This window comes from Streptomyces sp. NPDC048718, assembly GCF_043198875.1.
Lineage (GTDB): Bacteria > Actinomycetota > Actinomycetes > Streptomycetales > Streptomycetaceae > Streptomyces.
The window spans coordinates 418,594-441,715 of the sequence record NZ_JBICVG010000005.1 but is presented as its reverse complement, the minus strand read 5'-3'; the positions used below and the strand labels follow the sequence as shown (position 1 = coordinate 441,715).

Sequence of the window (23,122 nt, the reverse complement as noted above, 5' to 3'; positions counted from 1 at the left end):
GCGCGGGCCGGATCCACGGTGTTTCCAGGCCGTTTCCCGAGCGGTTCCCGCCGCCACCGCGACCCGGACGCCCCGGCCCGCCGTCCCAGGCGCGGTGTCGCGCGCCCGGAGCACCGCCCCCGCCCCGGGGCACCTAGGATGTTGTCCTTATGAGGATTCTGGTCACCGGCGGCGCCGGGTTCATCGGATCACAGTTCGTACGGGCGCTGCTCACCGAGGAGCTGCCCTCGGGCCGGGACGCCCACGTCACCGTCCTGGACAACCTCACCTACTCCGGCAACGAGGCGAATCTCGCCCCGGTCGCCGGTCTGCCCGGCTACACCTTCGTCCGGGGCGACATCCGCGATCCGGGCACGGTCGACGAGGTGACGCGCGGCCACGACGCCGTGGTGCACTTCGCCGCCGAGTCCCACGTGGACCGCTCGATCCTGGACTCCTCGCCCTTCGTGACGACGAACGTCCTCGGCACTCAGACGCTTCTCGACGCGGCGCACCGGCACGGCGTCGGCCGCTTCGTGCACGTGTCCACGGACGAGGTGTACGGCTCGATCGCCGAGGGCTCCTGGACCGAGGACTGGCCGCTCGCGCCGAACTCCCCGTACTCCGCCTCCAAGGCCGGATCGGACCTGCTGGCCCTGTCGTACCACCGCACGCACGGCATGGACGTCGTCGTGACCCGCTGTTCCAACAACTACGGGCAGTACCACTTCCCGGAGAAGATGATCCCGCTGTTCACCACGAACCTGCTGGACGGCAGGAAGGTGCCGCTGTACGGCGAGGGGCTGAACGTCCGCGACTGGCTGCACGTCTCGGACCACTGCCGGGGCATCGAGCTGGTGCTGCGCGGCGGCCGGGCCGGCGAGATCTACCACATCGGCGGCGGCACCGAGGTGACCAACAAGGAGCTGACCGGGCTGCTGCTCGACGCCTGCGGCGCGGGCTGGGACATGGTCGAGCACGTCGCCGACCGCAAGGGCCACGACCTGCGCTACTCGCTGTCCATCGACAAGATCCGCGAGGAGCTGGGCTACGCGCCGCAGGTCTCCTTCGAGGCGGGCCTCGCCGACACCGTCCAGTGGTACCGCGACAACCGGGCCTGGTGGGAGCCGCTCAAGGCGAAGGCGGCGCTGTCGTGAGCGCCCGCTGGCTGGTCACCGGCGCCGCCGGGATGCTGGGCCGCGACCTCACCTCGGTGCTGGACACGGCCGGGGCCGACGTCGTCGCGGCGGGCCGCCGCGAGCTGGACGTCACCGACGCCGCCGCGGTGCGCGCGGCGGTCGCGGGCCGGGACGTGGTGGTCAACGCCGCCGCCTGGACCGACGTGGACGGCGCCGAGACGGCGGAGGCCGCGGCCACCCGGGTCAACGGCGACGGCCCGCGCGCCCTCGCGGCGGCCTGCGCCGAGGCCGGGGCGGTACTGCTCCAGGTCTCCACCGACTACGTCTTCCCGGGCGACGCCACCGAGCCGTACCGGCACGACGCCCCCACCTCCCCCGTCAACGCCTACGGCCGGGGCAAGCTGGCCGGTGAGCGGGCGGTCCTGGAGCTGCTGCCGGAGCGCGGGTACGTGGTGCGCACGGCGTGGCTGTACGGCGCCCACGGCCGCAACTTCGTGTCGACCATGCTGGGCCTGGCCGAGCGGCACCCGACCGTCGACGTCGTCGACGACCAGCGCGGGCAGCCGACCTGGACCCGGGCGCTGGCCCGGCAGCTGCGCGAGCTGGGCGAGGCGGCGGTGGCCGGGCGGGCCCCGGCGGGGATCTACCACGGCACGGCGTCGGCCACGGCGACCTGGTTCGACCTGGCCCGGGCGGCCTTCGAGCTGACCGGTCTGGACCCGGAGCGGGTGCGGCCGACCACGTCGGAGGCGTTCGTCCGGCCCGCGCGCAGGCCCGCGTACAGCGTGCTCGCGCACGAGCGCTGGGCCGAGGCGGGCGTGGCGGCGCAGCCGCACTGGCGTGAGCAGCTGGCCGAGGCGCTGGCGGTCATGACGGCCCCGGCGGCCGGTACGACGGCGCCCGGGACCCGTACCCCCGGCACCACGTCCGAAACCGGCACCCCGGACACCCCGGACACCCCGGACGCCCCGGAGACCCCCGGCACCCCCTCCGGCGGACGGCCCGGCGCGTGACCCTGCTCGACCGCATCACCCGCATCACCACGGTCCTGCCGCGCGGCACCGCTTTCGTGGGGGTCGGCACGGCGCTGCTCGGCGGGGCCAACTACGTGCATCTCGCGGCGGCGGGCCACACGCTGTCCGTCGACGACATGGCGAGCTTCTCCGTCCTGTGGACGATCGTCGCCTCGCTCGGGCTCGGCCTGTTCTTCCCCGTCGAACAGGAGGTCACCCGGGTGGTGGCCGCGCGCGTGGTGGCCGGCGACGGCGCCCTGCCCGTGCTGCGGCGCGGCGCGGCGCTGGCCGGCGGGCTGCTCGCGGCGGTCCTGCTGCCGCTGGTGCTGTTCGCGGGGCCGATCGCCGACCTCTTCTTCCACTCCGACCGCTCGCTGCTCGTCGCGCTCGGCGGCGCCTTCGCGGCGCTCGCCTGTGCCCATCTGACCCGCGGGATGCTGGCCGGGCTCGGCCGCTTCGAGGCGTACGGGTTCCAGCTGGGCCTGGACGGGCTGTTGCGGATCGCCTTGTCGGTGGCCCTGGCGCTGGCCGGGGTCACGTCGGTGTTCGCGTTCGCCGCCGTCATGACGGTGGCGCCGCTGGTGTCGGTCCTGGCGACGCTCGTGCCGGTGCGGCGCGGGGCGCGGCCGGGGCAGCAGGCGGACTGGGGGGAGCTGATCGGGCAGCTGGGGATGCTGGTCGGTTCGACGCTGCTGGCGCAGGTGCTCGTCAATGTGGCGGTCATCAGTACGAAGCTGATCGCGTCGCAGGACAGCGCGCTGGTGGCGGCGCTGCTCTCGGCGCTCGTCGTGGCCCGCGTACCGGTGTTCGTGTTCGGTGCCTTTCAGGCGTCCCTGCTCGCCGGACTGTCGACGGCGCGGGCCGAGAACGACACGCCCGGTTACCGACGGCTACTGCTGCGGGCCTGCTCGATGACGGCCGGCATGGGGCTTTCGTTCGGTGTGGCGGCGGCCGTGCTGGGGCCGCTACTGCTGCCGGTACTCTTCGGCGCGCCGGATGTTCTCGGGCCGGTGGATTTCGGGTGGCTGGCGCTCGGCACGACGCTGTTCCTGCTGGCGATGGTGCTCGGCCAGGCGCTTCTGACCAGCGGCGCGGCACGTCAGCAACTACTGGCGTGGATCGCCGGAACGGTGGTGCTCCTGGCCGTCACACTGAGCCCGCTGGAGCTGCGCAGCAGGGTGGAAATCGCCTACACCTTGGGCGCTCTTGTGGTGGTCACCACAATGACGCTCATTGTTCGCTCTCGTGTACGCTAGCGCTCGGTTTCACCCATAGGAATGATCATCATTCCATCACTCTCCGCGTTCTACAGCGACGGACAGTAAACTTCAGCCTCACGGCGCCGATCGCCACTACTTTTTTGGAACTAGACAGGCCGTTTCCATGAGCCGTCCGATAGTCCGGAGCCCGCGTGAAGTTGTGGATGCTGACTTCGGTCACCGGAGTCTTCCTCGTCGCTTGCATCGTCGAGCTGCTGCGCCGTCGCAAGCTCAAGGAGAAGTACGCCTTTCTCTGGGTGTTCACCGGTCTGGTGATCATCCCTCTCGGCTTCTTTCCGAGTGCTCTCGACTCGGTGGCGGACGCCGTGGGTGTCGCCTCGGGCGTCAGTCTGATTCTTTTCCTCGGCGTCGCGTTCCTCTTCGTGATCTGCCTTCAGCTGAGCTGGGAAGTGGGCCGACTGGAGGAGGAGAGCCGCACTCTTTCGGAGGAAGTGGCACTGCTCCGTATCGACGTGCGCGAGTTGCGCGAACGCGCGCCGGAGAACCCGGACAGGACCGCCGGAGCCGCGCCGGGGAGCCGCACGTGATCGACGGCAAGCGCGTCCTGATCATCATGCCCGCGTGGAACGAGGCCGCCGGCGTCGCCGACGTCATCAAGGAGGTCCACACCGCCCTCCCGGGCGCCGACCTCCTCGTCGTCGACGACGGCTCGGACGACGACACGGCCGCCGTGGCGCGCCGCGCCGGCGCGACCGTGATGCGACTCCCGTACAACCTCGGCGTCGGCGGCGCCATGCGGGCCGGCTACCGCTACGCGAGCGACCGGTCCTACGACGTCACCGTCCAGGTCGACGCGGACGGCCAGCACGACCCGCGCGACGTGCCCGAGCTGATCGAGCGCCTCGACGCGGGCGCCGACCTGGTGGTGGGCGCGCGCTTCGCGGGCACGGGCGCGTACGACGCCCGCGGGCCGCGCCGGTGGGCGATGCTCGTGCTCGCCTTCTGGCTGTCGCGGATGTCGAAGACCCGGCTGACCGACGTCACTTCGGGCTTCCGCGCCTCGGGCCGCGACCTCATCGACGTGTTCGCGCGCTGGTACCCCGTCGAGTACCTGGGCGACACGGTGGAGTCCACCATCGCCGTGGTCCGGGCCGGCTACCGCGTCGAGCAGGTGCCCGTCGCCATAAGACCGCGCGCCGCCGGCACGCCCAGCCAGTCCCCGCTCAAGGCCGGCCTGTACCTGGGCCGGATCGGCATGATCCTGCTGCTCTCGCTCAGCCGCTCCTCGCTCGGCCCGAAGCGGAAGGGCACGTGAGGCAGGTGCGGAACACCGACAACGCCGCCACCGCCGAGAACGCCGCCGGCACCACCAGCGCCGCCGGCACCGGCGGCCTCGGCACGCTCGACATCATGCTCCCGCACTACGGCGACACCCCGCTGATGCAGGCCGCGGTGCGCAGCGTGCTCGACCAGACCGACGGGGACTGGCGGCTGACCGTCGTCGACGACGGCGAGGAGCCGGGCGTACCGGAGTGGTTCGCCTCCCTCGGCGACAGCCGCGTCCGGTATCTGCGCAACGAGCGGAACCTCGGCATCACCAAGAACTTCCGCAAGTGCGTCGACCTGGTCGAGTCGCCGTACTTCAGCATGCTCGGCAGCGACGATCTGCTGCTGCCCACCTACGTCGCGACGATGCGCTCCGCCGTCGCGGCCCGGCCCGGCGCGGCCCTCTACCAGCCGGGCGTCCAGGTCATCGATGAGCACGGCAGGCCCTCGACGACCCTGGCCGACGAGGTCAAGAAACGCTTCTACGCCCCGAAGAGCACCGGCCGCCGGCTGGAGCTCGGCGGTGAGCGGCTCGCCGCGAACCTGCTCGGCGGCAACTGGCTGTACTTCCCCTCGCTCGTCTGGCGCGCCGACGCCGTCAAGGAAGTCGGCTTCCGGGAGGACCTGTCGGTCATCCAGGATCTGGCGCTGATCATCGAGCTGGTCAAGCGGGGTGAACGGCTCGTCGTCGAGCCGGCCACCGCCTTCCGCTACCGGCGCCATTCGAAAAGCCTGTCCTCCTCGGAGGCCGCCAACGGTGCCCGCTTCGGCGAAGCCGTGCGGTTCTTCCACGAAGTCGCGGACGATCTCGACCGGCACGGCTGGCCGAAGGCCGCCCGCGCCGCACGCCGACATCTGTCCATGCGATTGCACGCCCTGAGCCTGGTCCCCGGAGCCCTCCGGCACGGACGGCCCGGGGCCCTACGCACGTTCCTTGGTTATGCCCTGTCCACCGGTCAGCCCTGACCTGCGGGCACACTCCAGTCTCCCTCGTCAGATTCCACGGTATTGAGATGACACAGACGCATTCCCACTCTGCTTCCGAAACGCCCCTCTTCAGCATCATCGTTCCCACATACAAGGTTCAGGCGTTCCTCCGGGACTGCCTGGACTCCGTGCTGGAGCAGTCGTTCCGGGACTACGAACTCCTCGTCGTCAACGACTGCTCGCCGGACGGATGCGGCGAGATCATCGACGAGTACGCCGAGGCCGACTCGCGCGTCGTGGCGATGCACCTGGAGCAGAACGTCGGGCTCGGCCGGGCGCGCAACGCGGGCATGGCCCGCGCCAAGGGCACGTACGTCCTCTTCCTCGACAGCGACGACACGATGCTGCCCGGCTCGCTCCAGGCCATCGCCCGCCGGATCGAGGAGTCGGACAATCCGGACCTCGTCATCTTCGACTACGCCCGTACCCACTGGAACGGCCGTGTCACCCCGAACGCCCGCGCCGACGTGCTGGCCGAGGCCGCCCAGAAGGGCGTCTTCCCGCTGAGCGAGCAGCCCGAGCTGCTCGGCCTGCTCCAGGTCGCGTGGAACAAGGCGTACCGCCGGGACTTCCTCGACCAGTGGGGCTTCGAGTACCCCTCCGGTTACTACGAGGACACCCCCTGGACCTACCCGGTCATGATCGCGGCGGAGACCATCGCCGTCCTCGACCGGGTGTGCATCTACTACCGCCAGCGGCGCCAGGGCAGCATCCTGCACAGCACCAGCCGCAAGCACTTCGACGTGTTCGACCAGTACGACCTGGTCTTCAAGTTCCTCGCCGAGAACCCGAAGTTCGCGGAGTACCAGGGCGTCATCTACGAGCGGATGATCAACCACTTCCGGGTGATCGCCGACTCCCCGGGCCGTCTGCCCAACGACGCGCGCGCCGAGTTCCAGGCCCGCTGGAACGAGGAGGAGCGCCGGTACCGCCCGGCGGGCCAGAGCGCTCCCGCCCGGACCAAGCGTCAGCTGGTCCCGGCCAAGCACCAGCAGAAGGCCCGCAAGACGGTCCAGTGGGTCAAGCGCAAGGCCAAGCCGACCAAGCTCAAGCGGAAGCTGCGCAAGCGCCTCCTGGAGACGTACTACAAGACCCAGCGGATGCTGCCGGTCAAGAACGACGTCGCCGTCTTCGCGGCCTACTGGAACGCCTCGTACTCCTGCAACCCCGCGGCGATCCACGAGAAGATGAAGGAACTCGCCCCTGGCATAAAGGCGGTGTGGGTCCTCAAGAACAACGCCACCAGCCGGCCGCCGAAGGGTGTCACGGTCGTGCACCCGGGCTCCATCGGCTTCTGGAAGGCCATGGCGCGCGGCAAGTACTTCATCAACAACGTGAACTTCCCGCCGTCCGTGGTCAAGCGCGAGGGCCAGGTCCACCTCCAGACCCACCACGGCACCCCGCTCAAGCGCATGGGTGTCGACCTGGCGGAGTACCCGGTCGGCCGCAGCGGCATGAACCTGAACAAGCTCATGGAGCGCGTGGACCGCTGGGACTACAGCCTCACCTCCAACAGCTTCTCCACCGCCGCCTGGGACCGGGCCTACCCGTCGTTCTACGAGCCGCTGGAGTACGGCTACCCGCGTAACGACCAGCTCGTGAACGCGACGGCGGCGGACGTGGCCGCGGCCCGTGAGAAGCTCGGCATCGCCGAGGGCACCAAGGTGATCCTCTACACGCCGACCCACCGCGACTACCACGACTCGCCCAAGGCGATGCTGGACCTGGAGAAGTTCGCCGAGGCGATCGGTTCCGAGTACACCCTGCTGGTCCGCGCGCACTACTTCTACAAGAAGAGCCTGCTGGCCTTCGGTTCGAGCGGCAGCGCCCGGCTCGTCGACGTGAGCACCCACCCGTCGGTCGAGGAGCTCTACCTCGCCTCGGACTGTCTGCTCGTGGACTACTCGTCGGTGATGTTCGACTACGCGAACCTCGACCGGCCGATCGTGGTCTTCGCGAACGACTGGGAGGTGTACCGCACCACGCGTGGCACCTACTTCGACATCACGGTCGACTCCCCCGGTCTGACCGTGCGCACCGAGGAAGAGGTCACCGAGGTCTTCACGTCCGGTCGCTGGAACAGTGCCGAGTCGGACGCGGCCCGCGCCGTGTTCCGCAAGCGGTTCTGCGAGTTCGACGACGGCCGGGCGGCCGAGCGGGTGGTCCGCAAGGTCTTCCTCGGCCAGGACGAGGTCCCGCCGGTGCTGCCGATCGGCGAGCGTCCGGTGCCCCCGCGCCCCGCCGCCCTGCGGACGGCCGAAGCGGCCCCGCCTCGCGATCGTGAGACCGTCTGATCGATAGTGTGGTGGACTGTTCCGACCGTCCACCTCCACACTGTCCAGCGGAGCCGTGTTGAAACTCCCGCGCAACAGCACGATCAACACGTACTGGGAACGAATCCCGGAGAAGCGGAGACTGCCCCTGGCGGTCTACGCCGCCACGCAGTTTCTCTTCCTGCTGTGGTGGGCCGCGTACTTTCCGGGAGCCCTGAGCTACGACTCGGTCACCTACGTCTGGCATGTCACGACAGACCACTGGGAGTCCAACCACTCGGTGGTCTACGACTCCCTGGTGTGGCTGTCGCTCAACACCACCGGTGACCTCTGGCTGCTGACGCTAGCCCAGACCGTCGCGATGTCGGCGGTGCTCTCCTATTGCTCCGTCACCCTCCGGGAGTGGGGTGTACGGCAGCGGTGGGCCGCCGTCGCCGCCTCGGTGCCGGCCCTGCTGCCACCGACGGCCGTCTTCGTCGTCTTCGTGTGGAAGGACGTGCCGTACGTCATCGGCGCGGTCCTCGCCTTCGGCGCGGCGGGCCGGCTCGGTGCGCAGCGGGCCCGCGGCCGTCAGGCCGTACGGGACCGGTACTTCTACCGCACCGTCGGGCTGCTCTTCCTGGGCTTCCTGATGCTCTCGGTGTTCCGGAACAACGGCCTGCTGGTCGCCGCCATCGCCGCCCCGATCCTGCTGATCGCGCTTCCCTCGATGCGGCGCTGGGTGCTCGCGGCGACTGCCATCCCGGTCTCGATCATGGTGCTGCTGAGCACCGTGATCTATCCGGCGGCCGGGGTGAAGACCCCGCCCAAGGACGCGGTGTACGCCTTCTTCTACGCGGACATCGCCGTCGCCTACGGTCAGCGGCCCAGCCTCTTCACCCCGCAGAACAAGGCTCTGCTGGCCTCGATCGCGCCCCTGTCCCACTGGAAGGGCCGCGCGGCCAACTGCTACAACGCGGACTGGGCGATGGAGTCGCCGCCGATGAACCGGCCGCTCGCGGCCGAACGCAACGACGAGCTGATGGCCGTATGGCGGCGGGTCCTGACCAAGGCCCCCGACCTGATCATCGGCGCGCGGCTGTGCCGGGCGCACATCGCCTGGGCGATCTGGCCCGGCCCCAAGGAACTGCGCGCGAACACCCTGACGAGCGACCCCCGGACCTCGCCGACGCTGTTCTCGTACCTCACCTGGAACAAGAGCATCCAGCACAGCCCGTACCGCCAGAAGCTGAAGATCCGCCCGCTGTGGGAGCCGCTGCACTCGGTCGCGGACTCGCTGTGGACCGCGTTCAAGGTGCCGCAGCTCCAATGGCTGCTGTTCCGCGGGGCGATCTGGTGCTACGCGGCGTACGCGATCGTGCTGATGCTCCGCCGCCGCACCAAGCTGAAGGGCACCTCGGCGCTACTGGCGCTCACCCTGGGCCTCCAGCTCTCGATCCTGCCCGCGAACCCGGCCCCGCTGTGGCGCTACATGATCGCCCCGATCTTCATCGGCATCCTGATCCTCCCGCTGATGCGGGCGAAGCCGCGCTTCGGCCGTCAGCAGTCGCCGAGGACGTCGAAGCCGACCCGGAACCGGAGCAGGAACCGGACGCGGACGAGGAAGCCGGCGACGGTGTCCTGACGGTGCGGCTACGACTACGGCCACGGATACGCGCGAACGCGGGAGAGCCCCGTTCCCCCTCGACCGAGGGGGAACGGGGCTCTCCCGTACGCCGGGCCCGCTTCATGGCCGCCCTCGCACCGCTCGGCCCCAGGGGGCCTCACGGGCTTCGGACGGCCTCGCCGGACTCCGTCCGACGGGCCCCGCCTTCCGTACGCCGTCCTAGAACGTCTGGAAGTCGTCGAACTCGCGCTGCGCGTCGTCGTCCCGCTGCGCGTCGCGGTCACGACGCCGCTGGGCGGCCGGGCGCGGGGCCTCAAGGCGGTGGTCCTCGCCACGGCGGCCGAGCATCTCGGCGCCGGCCATCATGGAGGGCTCCCAGTCGAAGACGACCGCGTTGTCCTCGGAACCGATCGCCACGCCGTCGCCGGCGCGGGCACCGGCCTTCATCAGCGCCTCCTCGACACCGAGGCGGTTGAGCCGGTCGGCGAGGTAGCCGACGGCCTCGTCGTTGTTGAAGTCGGTCTGGCGGACCCAGCGCTCGGGCTTCTCGCCGCGCACCCGGTAGACGTCCTCGTGCTCGTCGTAGGTGACGGTGAAGCCGGCGTCGTCGACCGCCTTCGGGCGGATGACGATACGGGTCGCCTCCTCCTTGGGCTTGCGGGCGCGGGCCTTCGCGATGATGTCGGCGAGGGCGAAGGACAGCTCCTTCAGGCCCGTACGGGAGACCGCGGAGACCTCGAAGACGCGGTAGCCGCGCTCCAGGAGGTCGGGGCGGATCAGGTCCGCGAGGTCCTGGCCGTCCGGGATGTCGACCTTGTTGAGGACGACGACGCGCGGACGGTCCTCAAGGCCGCCGTACTGCTTCAGCTCCTCCTCGATGGCGTCGAGGTCGCTGACCGGGTCGCGGTCGGACTCCAGCGTCGCCGTGTCGAGGATGTGCACGAGCACCGAGCAGCGCTCGACGTGGCGCAGGAACTCCAGGCCGAGGCCGCGGCCCTGGCTGGCGCCGGGGATGAGGCCGGGGACGTCGGCGATGGTGTAGACCGTCGAGCCGGCGGTGACCACACCGAGGTTCGGGACGAGGGTCGTGAAGGGGTAGTCCGCGATCTTCGGCTTGGCGGCCGAGAGAACGGAGATCAGCGAGGACTTGCCGGCGCTCGGGAAGCCGACGAGCGCCACGTCGGCGACCGTCTTCAGTTCGAGGACGATGTCGTCGAAGTCGCCGGGCTCGCCGAGCAGCGCGAAGCCGGGGGCCTTGCGGCGGGCGGAGGACAGCGCCGCGTTGCCGAGGCCGCCGCGGCCGCCCTGGGCGGCGACGTACGTGGTGCCCTGGCCGATCATGTCGGCGAGGACGTTGCCCCGCTTGTCGAGCACGACGGTGCCGTCGGGCACGGTCAGGACCAGGTCCTGGCCGTCCTTGCCGGCCCGGTGGTCGCCCGCGCCGGGCTTTCCGTTGGTGGCCTTGCGGTGCGGCGAGTGGTGGTAGTCGAGAAGCGTGGTGACCGACTGGTCGACGACCAGGATCACATCGCCGCCACGGCCGCCGTTGCCGCCGTCGGGGCCGCCGAGGGGCTTGAACTTCTCTCGGAACACGGAGGCGCAGCCGTGGCCCCCGTTACCCGCGGCGACGTGCAGCTCGACGCGGTCCACGAAGGTGGTCATGTTCTGTGCCTCCAGAAAAGCTAAGGGTGGGACTGTTTATCTAGTAAACACGCCAAAGGCGGACCCGCTTCCCCAGAGGGAAGTGAGGCCCGCCTCAGCGAAAACGTCCGATCAGGCGACCGGGACGATGTTCACGACCTTGCGGCCACGGAAGGTGCCGAACTGCACCGAACCGGCCTGCAGGGCGAACAGCGTGTCGTCGCCACCGCGGCCGACACCCGAGCCCGGGTGGAAGTGGGTGCCACGCTGGCGGACCAGGATCTCACCCGCGTTGACGACCTGACCGCCGAAGCGCTTCACGCCGAGCCGCTGGGCATTGGAATCGCGACCGTTCCGGGTGGACGATGCGCCCTTCTTGTGTGCCATTGCTCAGTCCCTCTTTACTTCGCGGCCGACGGGATGGACGTGACCTTGATCGCCGTGTACTGCTGACGGTGACCCTGGCGACGGCGGTAGCCGGTCTTGTTCTTGTAGCGCAGGATGTCGATCTTGGCGCCCTTGGTGTGGTCCACGACCTCGGCCTGGACCTTGATGCCGGCCAGGACCCACGGGTCGCTGGTCACGGCGTCGCCGTCGACCACGAGCAGGGTCGAGAGCTCGACCGTGTCGCCGATCTTGGCGGTGGAAATCTTGTCAACCTCAACGATGTCGCCGACAGCAACCTTGTGCTGGCGACCACCGCTGCGCACGATGGCGTACACGCGGATCTCTCTCTCACTCGATAAAAGGGGGCCTCTGACGCCAGCCGCCCACGCACGGGCCACAAGGACCACGGCGAGTTCCGGATCGGACGAGCGGCCTCTCCCGGCGAACCGGAAGGGAGGTGCTCAGAGGGTGCGGCGTATCAATCGACACACCGAGGGTCCAGATTACGGGCGCGTCCCGTAAGGGGTCAAATCCCGGCCGTCCCGGCGGCCGCGGACGCCGTCTCGGCCTCCGCCTCCGCCTCCGCGACGAAGCCCTTCAGCCAGGCGCGGAAGTCCGGGCCGAGGTCCTCGCGCTCGCAGGCCAGGCGCACGATGGCGCGCAGGTAGTCGCCCCGGTCACCGGTGTCGTAGCGGCGGCCCTTGAAGACCACGCCGAACACCGGACCGCCCAGCTCCTCGTCGAGCGCCATCGCCTGGAGCGCGTCGGTGAGCTGGATCTCGCCACCCCGGCCCGGCTCGGTCTCGCGCAGGACGCCGAAGACGGCCGGGTCGAGGACGTAGCGGCCGATGATGGCGAGGTTGCTGGGCGCCTCGTCCGTGGCCGGCTTCTCGACGAGACCGGTGATGCGGACGACGTCGGCGTCGTCGGTCGGCTCGACGGCGGCGCAGCCGTACATGTGGATCTGCGACGGCTCGACCTCCATCAGGGCGACGACGCTGCCGCGGCCGTCCCCGAGGACCTCCAGCATGCGGGCGAGCAGCGGGTCGCGCGGGTCGATGAGGTCGTCGCCGAGGAGGACCGCGAACGGCTCGTCGCCGACGTGCGGCGCGGCGCACAGCACGGCGTGGCCGAGACCACGAGGGTCGCCCTGGCGGACGTAGTGCATGGTGGCCAGCTCGCTGGACTCCTGGACCCGGGCGAGCCGGTCGGCGTCACCCTTGCGGGTCAGCGCCTCCTCCAGCTCGTAGTTGCGGTCGAAGTGGTCCTCAAGCGGCCGCTTGTTACGGCCGGTGACCATGAGGACGTCGGAGAGGCCCGCCGAGACCGCCTCCTCCACGACGTACTGGATGGCCGGCTTGTCGACGACCGGCAGCATCTCCTTCGGCGTCGCCTTGGTGGCGGGAAGGAAGCGCGTTCCGAGGCCGGCAGCGGGAATGACGGCCTTGCGAACGCGGGGGGCGGGAATGTTGTTCATCGGGGTGTGTTCCTGGTTCCGATCGGGTCAAGCCGCGTGGACCGTCCTCTTGGGTCAAGGACGGTCCACGCGGTTCACGACGGGGACGAGACCGTGTCAGTCCTGGGCGGGGGCTGCGGTCTTCTTCGTGGTCGCGGCCTTCTTCGCGGTCGCCGTCTTCTTCGCCGCGGTCTTCTTGGCCGCCGTCTTCTTGGTGGCGGCCTTCTTCGCGGTGGCCTTCTTGGCGGTCTTGCGGACCGCCTTCTTCGCCGGGGTGGGCTCCTCGGCGACGACCTCGGCCGTGGTGTCGGCCTCGGCCTTGGCCGGGACGGCCTCCTCGGCCGGGGCGGCGGACGCCACCACGACCACGGCGGCCTCCTCGGCACCGGCCGGCGAACCGGCGGCGGCCGTGGCCTTGCGGACCACCCGGCGGCGCGCCCGCGGCGGGGCGGCCACGGGGGCCTCGGCGGCGGGCTCGGCCTCGGTGACGGCGGCGGGCGCGGCCTCCGGCTGGGCGGCCGGCTCGGCGACGGGGGCCGCGGGGGCCGCAGGTACCTCGGTGCGCTCCGCGGCGGCGCCGGCCGGGGCCGACGTCTTGCGGGTGGCACGGCGGCGGGTCCGCGGGGCGGCGGGCGCCTCGGCAGCCTCGACCGGGGTCGGGGCCTCCGCCTCGGCCGGGGCGGCCTCGGGCTCGGTGGCCACGGGCTCGGCGACCTGTGCGGCCTTCGCCTTCGCCCGGGTACGCGTCTTCGGCGCGGCCTTCGGCTCCGGCTTGGTCTCGGGGACGACGACCTCGTAGGTCTCCGTCTCCGTCACGGTCGGCGAGGACACCGGCGCCGACACCCGGCGGGTCGCCCGGCGGCGGCCGCGGGCACCGCGCGTCGCGGCGGCCTCGGCCTCCGCGATGCTGCCGTACAGCTCCTCGTCCGGGGCGATCGGCGACTCCACGGCCTGCGGCGCGGCGAGCTCCGCCGCCACCTCGGCCTCGGTCTCCGCGGCGGTCTCGAACGGCACCGGGGTGGGCATGGCCTCGTAGGCGTGCGCCTCGTGGGCGTGCTCGTGGACGTCGCCGCCCCGGCCGCGCTTCTTCGAGCGCTTGCCGCCACCGCCGCCGTGCGACGCCGGCTGCTCCATGTGGACGATGACACCGCGGCCGTTGCAGTGGACGCAGGTCTCCGAGAACGACTCCAGGAGGCCCTGGCCGACCCGCTTACGGGTCATCTGCACCAGGCCGAGCGAGGTGACCTCGGCCACCTGGTGCTTGGTCCGGTCACGGCCCAGGCACTCCAGGAGACGGCGCAGCACCAGGTCGCGGTTGGACTCCAGGACCATGTCGATGAAGTCGATGACGACGATGCCGCCGAGGTCGCGCAGCCGCAGCTGGCGGACGATCTCCTCGGCCGCCTCCAGGTTGTTGCGGGTGACGGTCTCCTCGAGGTTGCCGCCCTGGCCGGTGAACTTGCCGGTGTTGACGTCGACGACGATCATCGCCTCGGTCTTGTCGATCACCAGCGAACCGCCGGACGGCAGCCAGACCTTCCGGTCGAGCGCCTTCATCAGCTGCTCGTCGATCCGGTACGTGGCGAAGACGTCGACCTCGCTCGTCCACTTGGACAGGCGGTCGGCCAGATCGGGCGCCACGTGCGAGACGTAACCGTGGATGGTCTCCCACGCGTCGTCGCCGCTGACGATGACCTTGGAGAAGTCCTCGTTGAAGATGTCGCGGACGACCCGGACGGTCATGTCCGGCTCGCCGTAGAGCAGGCTCGGCGCGGACGTCGAGATCTGCTCGGCCTTCTTCTTGATGTCGGCCCACTGCGCCTGCAGACGCTCGACGTCACGGCGCAGCTCGTCCTCGCTCGCGCCCTCGGCGGCGGTGCGCACGATGACGCCCGCGTCCTCGGGGACGATCTTCTTGAGGATCGACTTCAGCCGGGCGCGCTCGGTGTCCGGGAGCTTGCGGCTGATGCCGGTCATCGAGCCCTCGGGCACGTAGACCAGGTAACGGCCGGGCAGCGAGACCTGGCTGGTCAGGCGGGCGCCCTTGTGGCCGATCGGGTCCTTGGTGACCTGCACCAGGACGGACTGGCCGGACTTCAGCGCGGTCTCGATACGGCGCGGGCCGCCGGACAGGCCGAGGGCCTCGAAGTTGACCTCGCCGGCGTACAGGACGGCGTTGCGGCCCTTGCCGATGTCGACGAAGGCGGCCTCCATGGACGGCAGCACGTTCTGGACCTTGCCCAGGTAGACGTTGCCGACGTACGAGGTGGACTGCTCCTTGTTGACGTAGTGCTCGACGAGCACGTTGTCTTCCAGGACGCCGATCTGGGTGCGCTCGCCGTTCTGGCGGACGACCATGACGCGCTCGACGGCCTCGCGACGGGCCAGGAACTCGGCCTCGGAGATGATCGGGACGCGGCGGCGGCCCTGCTCGCGGCCCTCGCGGCGGCGCTGCTTCTTGGCCTCCAGACGGGTCGAGCCCCTGATGGACTGGACCTCGTCGGACGGCTCGGACTTCTCCCGGGCCGGGCGCGGCTCGCGGACCTTGACGACCGTACGGACGCCGTCCTCGTCGCTGCCCTCGGCCTCGCCGGAGCCCTCGCCGCCGCGGCGGCGACGGCGACGGCGGCGACGGGAGCTGCTGCTGCCCGCGGGGCCGTGGTCGTCGGTGTCCTCGTCGTCGGCGTCGGCGTGGGTGTGGGTGTCCTCGGCGTCGGTGTCGTCCGCGTCGGTGTCCTCGGCGTGCGGCTCCTCGGCACCGTCCTCGGCGCCCTCGGACTCGTACGCCTCCTCGGAGTCGGCGGACTCGCCCCGGCGGCGGCGACGGCCGCCCCGGCGACGGCGGCGCGACGGACGCTCCTCGTAGCCCTCGGTCTCGTCGACCGTGTCCTCGACCTCGGCCTCCGCCTCGGGGGTGGACTCGACCTCGGGCTCGTCGGCGGCGGTGGCCGAAACCGGCTCGACGGCGACGGGCTCGCCCCGGCGGCGACGGCGGCGGCGCGAGGGGGCCTCGGCGCTCTCCGCCGGCTCGGCGGCGACGGCGGCGGCCCGGACGGCCTGCGGCTGCTCCTCCTCGACCTGCTCCGAGATCTCGTGCTCGGCGGCCTCGCGGGCCACGGCGGCGGCCGCGGTCTCCGGGGTCTGGAACATGGGCTCGGTGAAGACCGGGGCCTGGAAGACGGCGACGGCCGGACGCTCGGCGCGACGGGCGCGCGGCTTCTCCTCGGCCTCGGCGGTGAACTGCGGCGAGGTCACCCGGCGGCGGCCACGGCCACGGGCGGGGGCGGGGGCGGGGGCGGCGGCCCGCTCGGCGGCGACGGCCTCGGCGGCGTGCGAGGCGGTCTCCTCGACGGTGTCCTCGACCTGCTCCTCGCCGGTGTCGGCGGCGATCTCGGCGGCGACGTCCGGGCTCACGGCGCTCGGGGCGCTCGCGGCGGCCGGGGCGCCGGCGGGCGCGGTGGCCTTACGGGTGGCGCGGCGGCGGGCCCGGGGGGCCGGGGCGGCCTCCTCGGCGGCGGGCTCCGGGGCGGTAACGGCCTCGGCGGCGGGCGCGGGGGCCTCCACGACCTCGGGGGCCGCAGCGGTCTCGGGGGCCTCCGGGGCGGCGACGGCGCGGGTGGCACGACGGCGGGTACGGCGCGCCGGAGCGGCCTCCGTCTCCGCGACGGGCTCGGCCGGAGCCTCGGCCACCGGCTCGGCGGCCGGGGTCTCGGCGGTCTCCGCGACTGCGGCAGCCTCGGGGGCCTCCGGGGCGGCGACGGCGCGGGTGGCACGACGGCGGGTACGGCGCGCCGGAGCGGCCTCCGTCTCCGCGACGGGCTCGGCCGGAGCCTCGGCCACCGGCTCGGCGGCCGGGGTCTCGGCGGCGGCCGGGGCCTTCACCGGCTCCGGCGTACTGGTCTTACGGGTGGCACGGCGGCGCGGACGCGCGGGCGCCGACTCCTCGGCGGCGGCCGGAGCGGACGCGGCCTGCGTGCCGGTCTCGTGAGTGGTCTCGACGACGGTCTCGGACGCGGCGGCCTCGGCCGTCACCGGCGGACCGGCGGGCCGGGAGGCGGCGCGGCGCCGGCGGCGGGCCGGCAGCTTGTCTCCGAGTGCGTTGCTCTCGTTTTCTTCGTGCTGTTCGAGCATGCGGGCGGTTCTCCCGTCACGCTCCCGGGCGCCGCGTCGGTTCCGGTCCGGCGGCACGTACGCGCGCGAGGCGCGGTGCCGTGCCGCCGTCCGGGGCGCGGGCGCCGCACGGGAGCTGAATGTCTGGCTCGCCGGTTCCGTACGCCCTGTGCGGACGGCCTGGCGAAAGTCTCCTGGTCAGTGCGCGGCCCGACCCAGGTGGCTGAGTACCAGGGCTGCGCTACGACGACCGCTCCTTACGCGGCACCGGCACCCGGCGCCGTCGCCGAGGCGGTCGCGGCGGCCGTGGGTGAAGCGGCCGAGACAGCCTCGCGGTCGGCCGCGAGCGGGTCGGTCACCGTGCCGGACTCCTCGTCGAAGAGCCCCTGCGCCAGCCTGGTCACCGCTGCGGGGACCGGCGGCGCCAGGTCGGCCACAGCTCGGAGACCGGACAGGACGTCGTCGGGTCGTACGGCAGGTGTCACGTGCCGAACAACCAGCCGCAGTATCGCACAGGCGCTGTCCACCGGCCCATTACCCTGGGCGTCGCCCTGGGCGGGGGCCGCGGTCAGCTCCACGACGGCACCGCGGGTGTCGAAGGTGCGGATTCCGTTCTTGGTCTTGCGCTGGACTTCCACGGTCTCGGCCGCGAGGAAGGCCTCAGCGGCCTCGGCCGCGGCCTCGGCGGTGACGCCGTCGAGACGCAGCTCCCAGACGGAGGCGGTGAGCCGGTCGGCGAGACCGGAGGTGCGGGCCTCGACTGCCTCGACGATGTCGAGACCGGTCGGCATCGACTCGTCGAGCAGCCGGCGCAGGGTCTCGGGGTCGCGCGCCGCGGTGAGGGCGATCTCCAGGTACTCGGCCTCGGAGCCGGTGCCCGTCGGGGCGGCGTTCGCGTACGACACCTTGGGGTGCGGGGTGAACCCGGCCGAGTACGCCATGGGCACCTCGGCACGGCGCAGGGCGCGCTCGAAGGCGCGCTGGAAGTCACGGTGGCTGGTGAACCGGAGGCGGCCGCGCTTGGTGTAGCGCAGTCGGATGCGCTGCACCGCAGGTGCGGGCGGCGGGCCTTCGGGCTGTCGCTTGCCCAGTGGTTCTTCTCCTCGGTGCGGGGCGGGCGCGGGAGGCGGCCGCCCTCGAAGGCGGATGTGTCCCGGGGGTCCCGCCCGGCTCACCCCCGCTGGTGCGAGGAGATCTCGGGTGCGGGCGCCGCGCCGGGGACGTTCTTTGTACTACCCAGAGTACGCGCCGAGGCCGCCAGAGGTTCCCCGGGCCGCCCGGGCCGCGCTCCGCCGACGAGGGCGCGCCACGCGTCCTGCCGGGCGGTGCGCACCGTGTCCCGGGCGGAGGCGAGCGCGGCGCGCGCGGTCTTTTGGACCTGGGTGAGGGCGGTGCGCACCGGGCTCAGGACGGCGTCGCGGACCCAGTGCCCGGCCGGGACGCAGACCTCCCGGTAGATCCAGGCGGCGGGATCGCGGACCAGATGGCGCAGGAGCCAGAGGAGGGGCCGGGCGACGAGATCGCGGGCGATCCAGGCGACGGGCCGTACGACGAGGGTGCGGACCGTCCAGGCGAGGCCGCGCCACGCGGCGTGCGAGAGGAATCCGGCGACGCGCCAGCAGATGGCGAACGCGTCGCGGATCTCCCGGCCGAGCGGTGCGAGTACGCGCGCGTACAGCCACACGGCCGGGGCGGCGACGCCTCGGCGCAGGAGCGGAACGAGGGCCTCCCGCCACAGCCACACGGCCGGGCGGGCGATCCCGTGGACGGCGACCGGCACGATCACATGGCGCCAGGCCAGGACGAAGGGCCAGGCCAGCACGGCGCCGGCCCATCGGGCGGCGAGGGCGAGGCCGTGCCCGATCCCCCGGCCGAGCCACCCGAGGGTGCGCCGGATCCCGGCGAACGCCCAGGTCAGGCCGTACCACACCACCGCACCGGACCGGGCCAGCGCCCGTCCCACCGGCCCGAAGACCCACAAGAAGGCCCGGCCCGCTCCGTCCAGCAGCCGGCCGAGGGCGCGGCCCGCCGGCCGCAGCAGGTGCCGTTCGAGCAGCAGCCCGCCGGCCTCCAGGGCGTCCCAGGCCATGCGCACCGGCAGGACGAGGACCAGCACCACGATCCGGACCGGGACCCGGATCAGCGGGTGCGGGGCGTGGACGGCCGGGCCGGGCGCCCGGGAGGGCGCCGGGGCAGGGGCCTTGGCGGGCGCCGGGTCGCGGTCCGGGTCGAACGTGTTCATGTCCACAAAGACGCCGAAGGCCCGGCGGAGGGTTGTCCTCCGCCGGGCCTTGGTCATACGGGACCCAGGCGTGTCGCGCCCGTCCCCGCGCCGGCTTCCCGCCCGCGCCTACTTCTTGACCGAGAGCGGCAGCAGCTTCTTGCCGGTCGGGCCGACCTGGATCTCGGTCTGCATCGCCGGGCAGACACCGCAGTCGAAGCACGGGGTCCAGCGGCAGTCGTCGACCTCGGTCTCGTCGAGGGCGTCCTGCCAGTCCTCCCAGAGCCAGTCCTTGTCGAGACCGGAGTCCAGGTGGTCCCAGGGCAGGACCTCCTCGTAGCCGCGCTCGCGGGTGGTGTACCAGTCGACGTCGACACCGAACTCGGGCAGCGTCTTGTCGGCGCACGCCATCCAGCGGTCGTACGAGAAGTGCTCGCGCCAGCCGTCGAAACGGCCGCCGTCCTCGTAGACCGCGCGGATGACCGCGCCGATACGGCGGTCGCCCCGGGAGAGCAGGCCCTCGACGATGCCGGGCTTGCCGTCGTGGTAGCGGAAGCCGATGGAACGGCCGTACTTCTTGTCGCCGCGGATCTTGTCGCGGAGCTTTTGCAGACGGGCGTCCGTCTCCTCGGCCGACAGCTGCGGCGCCCACTGGAACGGGGTGTGCGGCTTGGGCACGAACCCGCCGATGGAGACGGTGCAGCGGATGTCGTTCTGGCCGGAGACCTCACGGCCCTTGGCGATGACGTTGATCGCCATGTCGGCGATCTGGAGCACGTCCTCGTCGGTCTCGGTCGGCAGGCCGCACATGAAGTACAGCTTCACCTGGCGCCAGCCGTTGCCGTACGCGGTGGCGACGGTACGGATCAGGTCCTCTTCCGAGACCATCTTGTTGATGACCTTGCGCATGCGCTCGGAGCCGCCCTCGGGGGCGAAGGTCAGTCCGGAACGACGGCCGTTGCGGGTCAGCTCGTTGGCCAGGTCGACGTTGAACGCGTCGACGCGGGTCGACGGCAGCGACAGACCGATCTTGTCGTCCGTGTAGCGGTCGGCGAGACCCTTGGCGATCTCACCGATCTCCGTGTGGTCCGCGGAGGACAGCGAGAGCAGACCGACCTCTTCGAAGCCGGTCGCCTTCAGACCGCGGTCCACCATCTCGCCGATGCCGGTGATGCTTCGCTCCCGCACGGGGCGCGTGATCATGCCGGCCTGGCAGAAACGGCAGCCGCGGGTACAACCGCGGAAGATCTCGACGGACATCCGCTCGTGGACGGTCTCCGCGAGCGGGACGAGGGGCTGCTTGGGGTACGGCCACTCGTCGAGGTCCATGACGGTGTGCTTGGAGACGCGCCACGGCACACCGGACTTGTTGGGGACGACCCGGCCGATGCGGCCGTCGGGCAGGTACTCCACGTCGTAGAAGGCCGGGACGTAGATACCGCCGGTCTTCGCGAGGCGGAAGAGGACCTCCTCGCGACCGCCCGGGCGGCCCTCGGCCTTCCACTGGCGGATGATCTCCGTCATGTCGAGGACGGCCTGCTCGCCGTCGCCGATGATCGCCGCGTCGATGAAGTCCGCGATCGGCTCGGGGTTGAAGGCGGCGTGGCCGCCGGCGAGCACGATCGGGTGATCGACGGTGCGGTCCTTCGACTCCAGCGGGATGCCGGCCAGGTCGAGGGCGGTGAGCATGTTCGTGTAGCCCAGCTCCGTGGAGAAGGACAGGCCGAACACGTCGAACGCGGAGACGGGGCGGTGGGAGTCGACGGTGAACTGCGGGACCCCGTGCTCGCGCATCAGGGCCTCCAGGTCCGGCCACACGCTGTACGTGCGCTCGGCCAGGACACCCTCCCGCTCGTTGAGTACCTCGTAGAGGATCATGACGCCCTGGTTGGGCAGACCGACCTCGTACGCGTCCGGGTACATCAGCGCCCAGCGGACATCAGCGGACTCCCACGGCTTGACCGTGGAGTTCAGCTCTCCACCGACGTACTGAATCGGCTTCTGCACGTGCGGGAGCAGAGCTTCGAGCTGCGGAAAGACAGACTCGGCAGCAGACATCTCGAACCTTTGTGAGCTGGCAGGGGGGCGACTATCCAGCGTACCCCGGCGCTCAGCGGCTCCGTGCCGCCCGGAAGCGGGGAGCGAAGGAGCGGGCCCACACCCGGGGCAGCTCGCGTTCGCGGTCCGCGGCCGCCGCTTCCTCCCTGCCGTACAGAACGCCCCAGGTGAAGGCGGTCTCGCCGGCCGTGTGGGCCGCGTCGGCCAGCTCGCGCAGCGCGGCGCGGGCGACGACGGAGTCCTGGTGGTCGCCGAGACAGTCCTGGAGCCGTTTCATCCGGGTGACGAGGCGGCGGGCGGGCTTGCCGAGGGCGGGGGCGGCGGCCTCGGCGGCGTAGCGGACGCGTTTGGCGGCCTTGCGGGCGTCGTGCAGGGCGTGATCGCGTTCCGTCCCGGGGTCGAGCGCGAGGGCCCGCTCGACCCGGCGGGCGAGGCGGCGGTGGTCGCGCAGGACCGCCTTGCGCAGGACGGGGCCCGCGGCCTGGTGGGCGGCGGGGAGCAGGGGCGGGTCGGCGAGCAGGGCGTCGATCCGGGTGAGCAGGGCGAGGTGGCGCGGGGAGTCGAGGGCGGCCTGGGCGCGGCGGCGGGTGCCCGCGCCCCCACTCTTCGCCCAGCTCTTCAGGCGCCGGTGGACGGGTCCGGCGGCAAGCTCGCGGGGGATCGCGTCGAGGGCGGCCCCGATGCGGTCGTCGAGGACTTCGAGGTCGCGGGCGGCGCCGAGTTCGGCGGCGAGCCGGCGCAGCTCGGCGGCGAGGGGGTCGGTGACCTCGCGGTCGAGGACGTTGCCGTACGTCCGCAGGGCACTGCGCAGCCGCCGGCAGGCGACCCGCATCCGGTGGATGGCGTCGGGCAGGTCGCGGCGGACGGCGGGGTCGAGCCGGATGAGGGCGTCGACCTGTTCGCGTACGTAGGCGAGGACGACGGAGCCGGCCGTGCCGCTGTCCGTATCGGCGTCCGGGCCGGTGTCCTCGGTCGTGGGCCGTTCGGGGACGGGGGTGCCGGTCGCGGCGAGGGCGCGGGCGAGTTTCGAGGGGGCCGCGGAGGGCTGGATCCCGGCCTTGACCAGGCGTTTGCCGACCGCGTCGAGGATCTCGGGGTCCACGTCGTCGGCGAGCTCGACCTCGATCTCGGTCCAGTCGGCGCTGCCCGGGCAGCCGGTGAGGCGCTCGGCGTGGACGGTGTCGACGGAGACCTCGGCGAGCAGGGTGCCGTCGGCGGCGTGCAGGTGGGTGACGTCGCGGCGGGAGCGCAGCCGGACGACCGGCTGGACGGGGGTGGTGCGGACGCGGGAACGCAGCAGCCCCGCCAGGGAGCGCGGGAGCGTGTCCGAGAGCGGGGCCCTGATCTCGTCGCGGACGCCGGGGGCGACGGGGATCTTCAGGTGCCAGCCGGCGTCGGCACCGCCGGTGCGGCGGCGCAGGGTGAGGGAGTCGGCGGCGAGACGGAGGTCGGCGGTGTCGTAGTAGACGGCGTCGAGCTCGGTGACGCCCCGGGCGCGGGCGGTGGCGACGCCGTGGGCGCGGGTGAGATCGGGGAGCCGGACCTCACCCATGACCTCGTATTTACGTTCGATCTCGCGGTGTGTCGTGGCACCGGAGTTCCGCTCCCCCGGCCGCCGCTCCCCCTTCGGCTGCTTCCCCGTGCGCTCCGCCGCCGCCCGTTTCTGTGCCATGTCTCGAATCTAGTGGCGAAACGGGCGGCGGGCA

The 23,122-nt window shown here is 71.9% G+C and carries 17 protein-coding genes; 8 read left to right on the top strand and 9 right to left on the bottom strand.

From position 1 onward, the window contains the following. Nucleotides 1-149: 149 nt before the first annotated feature. From rfbB to ACGFRB_RS12525, 8 genes are all read left to right on the top strand, one after another. Nucleotides 150-1,136 carry a dTDP-glucose 4,6-dehydratase gene (gene rfbB, locus ACGFRB_RS12560; protein WP_363006469.1) on the top strand — a complete coding sequence of 329 codons (987 nt, stop codon included), beginning with the start codon at nt 150-152 and terminating at the stop codon, nt 1,134-1,136. Next, nucleotides 1,133-2,131, top strand: a complete 999-nt coding sequence (gene rfbD / locus ACGFRB_RS12555; protein ID WP_393242387.1) for a dTDP-4-dehydrorhamnose reductase — start codon at nt 1,133-1,135, stop codon at nt 2,129-2,131. Before rfbB ends, rfbD begins: the two co-directional genes overlap by 4 nt. Further along, nucleotides 2,128-3,387: a hypothetical protein gene (locus ACGFRB_RS12550; RefSeq protein ID WP_393242384.1), complete on the top strand. Its 1,260-nt coding sequence runs from the start codon at nt 2,128-2,130 to the stop codon at nt 3,385-3,387. Before rfbD ends, ACGFRB_RS12550 begins: the two co-directional genes overlap by 4 nt. Before the next feature lie 167 nt (nt 3,388-3,554). Continuing rightward, a complete protein-coding gene (locus ACGFRB_RS12545) occupies nt 3,555-3,938 on the top strand; it encodes a DUF2304 domain-containing protein (protein WP_363006475.1) in 384 nt (127 codons plus the stop codon). After that, nucleotides 3,935-4,666 carry a glycosyltransferase family 2 protein gene (locus ACGFRB_RS12540; protein WP_363006477.1) on the top strand — a complete coding sequence of 244 codons (732 nt, stop codon included), beginning with the start codon at nt 3,935-3,937 and terminating at the stop codon, nt 4,664-4,666. The genes ACGFRB_RS12545 and ACGFRB_RS12540 overlap by 4 nt, the downstream gene beginning before the upstream one ends. Further along, complete coding sequence (locus ACGFRB_RS12535; RefSeq protein ID WP_393242380.1) at nt 4,663-5,643, top strand: glycosyltransferase family 2 protein; 981 nt, start codon at nt 4,663-4,665, stop codon at nt 5,641-5,643. The genes ACGFRB_RS12540 and ACGFRB_RS12535 overlap by 4 nt, the downstream gene beginning before the upstream one ends. A 47-nt stretch (nt 5,644-5,690) precedes the next feature. Further along, the gene (locus tag ACGFRB_RS12530) at nt 5,691-7,958 is read left to right on the top strand and encodes a bifunctional glycosyltransferase family 2 protein/CDP-glycerol:glycerophosphate glycerophosphotransferase (protein WP_363006481.1); all 2,268 of its coding nucleotides are present in this window, start codon (nt 5,691-5,693) and stop codon (nt 7,956-7,958) included. Nucleotides 7,959-8,013: 55 nt separating this feature from the next. Beyond that, a complete protein-coding gene (locus tag ACGFRB_RS12525; protein WP_363006483.1) occupies nt 8,014-9,561 on the top strand; it encodes a hypothetical protein in 1,548 nt (515 codons plus the stop codon). A gap of 201 nt (nt 9,562-9,762) precedes the next feature. On the opposite strand, the gene obgE is transcribed toward ACGFRB_RS12525, so the two are convergent. From obgE to ACGFRB_RS12480, 9 genes are all read right to left on the bottom strand, one after another. Further along, entirely contained in the window at nt 9,763-11,205 is a 1,443-nt protein-coding gene (gene obgE, locus ACGFRB_RS12520) for a GTPase ObgE (RefSeq protein ID WP_363006485.1), read from the bottom strand. A gap of 111 nt (nt 11,206-11,316) precedes the next feature. Continuing rightward, entirely contained in the window at nt 11,317-11,571 is a 255-nt protein-coding gene (rpmA, locus tag ACGFRB_RS12515; protein ID WP_030494090.1) for a 50S ribosomal protein L27, read from the bottom strand. A gap of 14 nt (nt 11,572-11,585) precedes the next feature. After that, complete coding sequence (gene rplU, locus ACGFRB_RS12510; protein ID WP_361230500.1) at nt 11,586-11,906, bottom strand: 50S ribosomal protein L21; 321 nt, start codon at nt 11,904-11,906, stop codon at nt 11,586-11,588. 191 nt (nt 11,907-12,097) lie between these two features. Further along, a complete protein-coding gene (gene galU, locus ACGFRB_RS12505; protein WP_363006488.1) occupies nt 12,098-13,048 on the bottom strand; it encodes a UTP--glucose-1-phosphate uridylyltransferase GalU in 951 nt (316 codons plus the stop codon). Nucleotides 13,049-13,144: 96 nt separating this feature from the next. Then, nucleotides 13,145-17,158 carry a ribonuclease E/G gene (locus ACGFRB_RS12500; protein ID WP_393242373.1) on the bottom strand — a complete coding sequence of 1,338 codons (4,014 nt, stop codon included), beginning with the start codon at nt 17,156-17,158 and terminating at the stop codon, nt 13,145-13,147. 236 nt (nt 17,159-17,394) lie between these two features. Next, entirely contained in the window at nt 17,395-18,186 is a 792-nt protein-coding gene (locus tag ACGFRB_RS12495; protein WP_393242370.1) for a TIGR03936 family radical SAM-associated protein, read from the bottom strand. A gap of 122 nt (nt 18,187-18,308) precedes the next feature. After that, a complete protein-coding gene (locus tag ACGFRB_RS12490; protein ID WP_393242367.1) occupies nt 18,309-19,379 on the bottom strand; it encodes a hypothetical protein in 1,071 nt (356 codons plus the stop codon). A gap of 108 nt (nt 19,380-19,487) precedes the next feature. Next, nucleotides 19,488-21,416 carry a TIGR03960 family B12-binding radical SAM protein gene (locus ACGFRB_RS12485; RefSeq protein WP_363006496.1) on the bottom strand — a complete coding sequence of 643 codons (1,929 nt, stop codon included), beginning with the start codon at nt 21,414-21,416 and terminating at the stop codon, nt 19,488-19,490. A 52-nt stretch (nt 21,417-21,468) separates the two neighbouring features. Beyond that, entirely contained in the window at nt 21,469-23,088 is a 1,620-nt protein-coding gene (locus ACGFRB_RS12480) for a CHAD domain-containing protein (RefSeq protein ID WP_393242364.1), read from the bottom strand. Nucleotides 23,089-23,122: the final 34 nt, after the last annotated feature.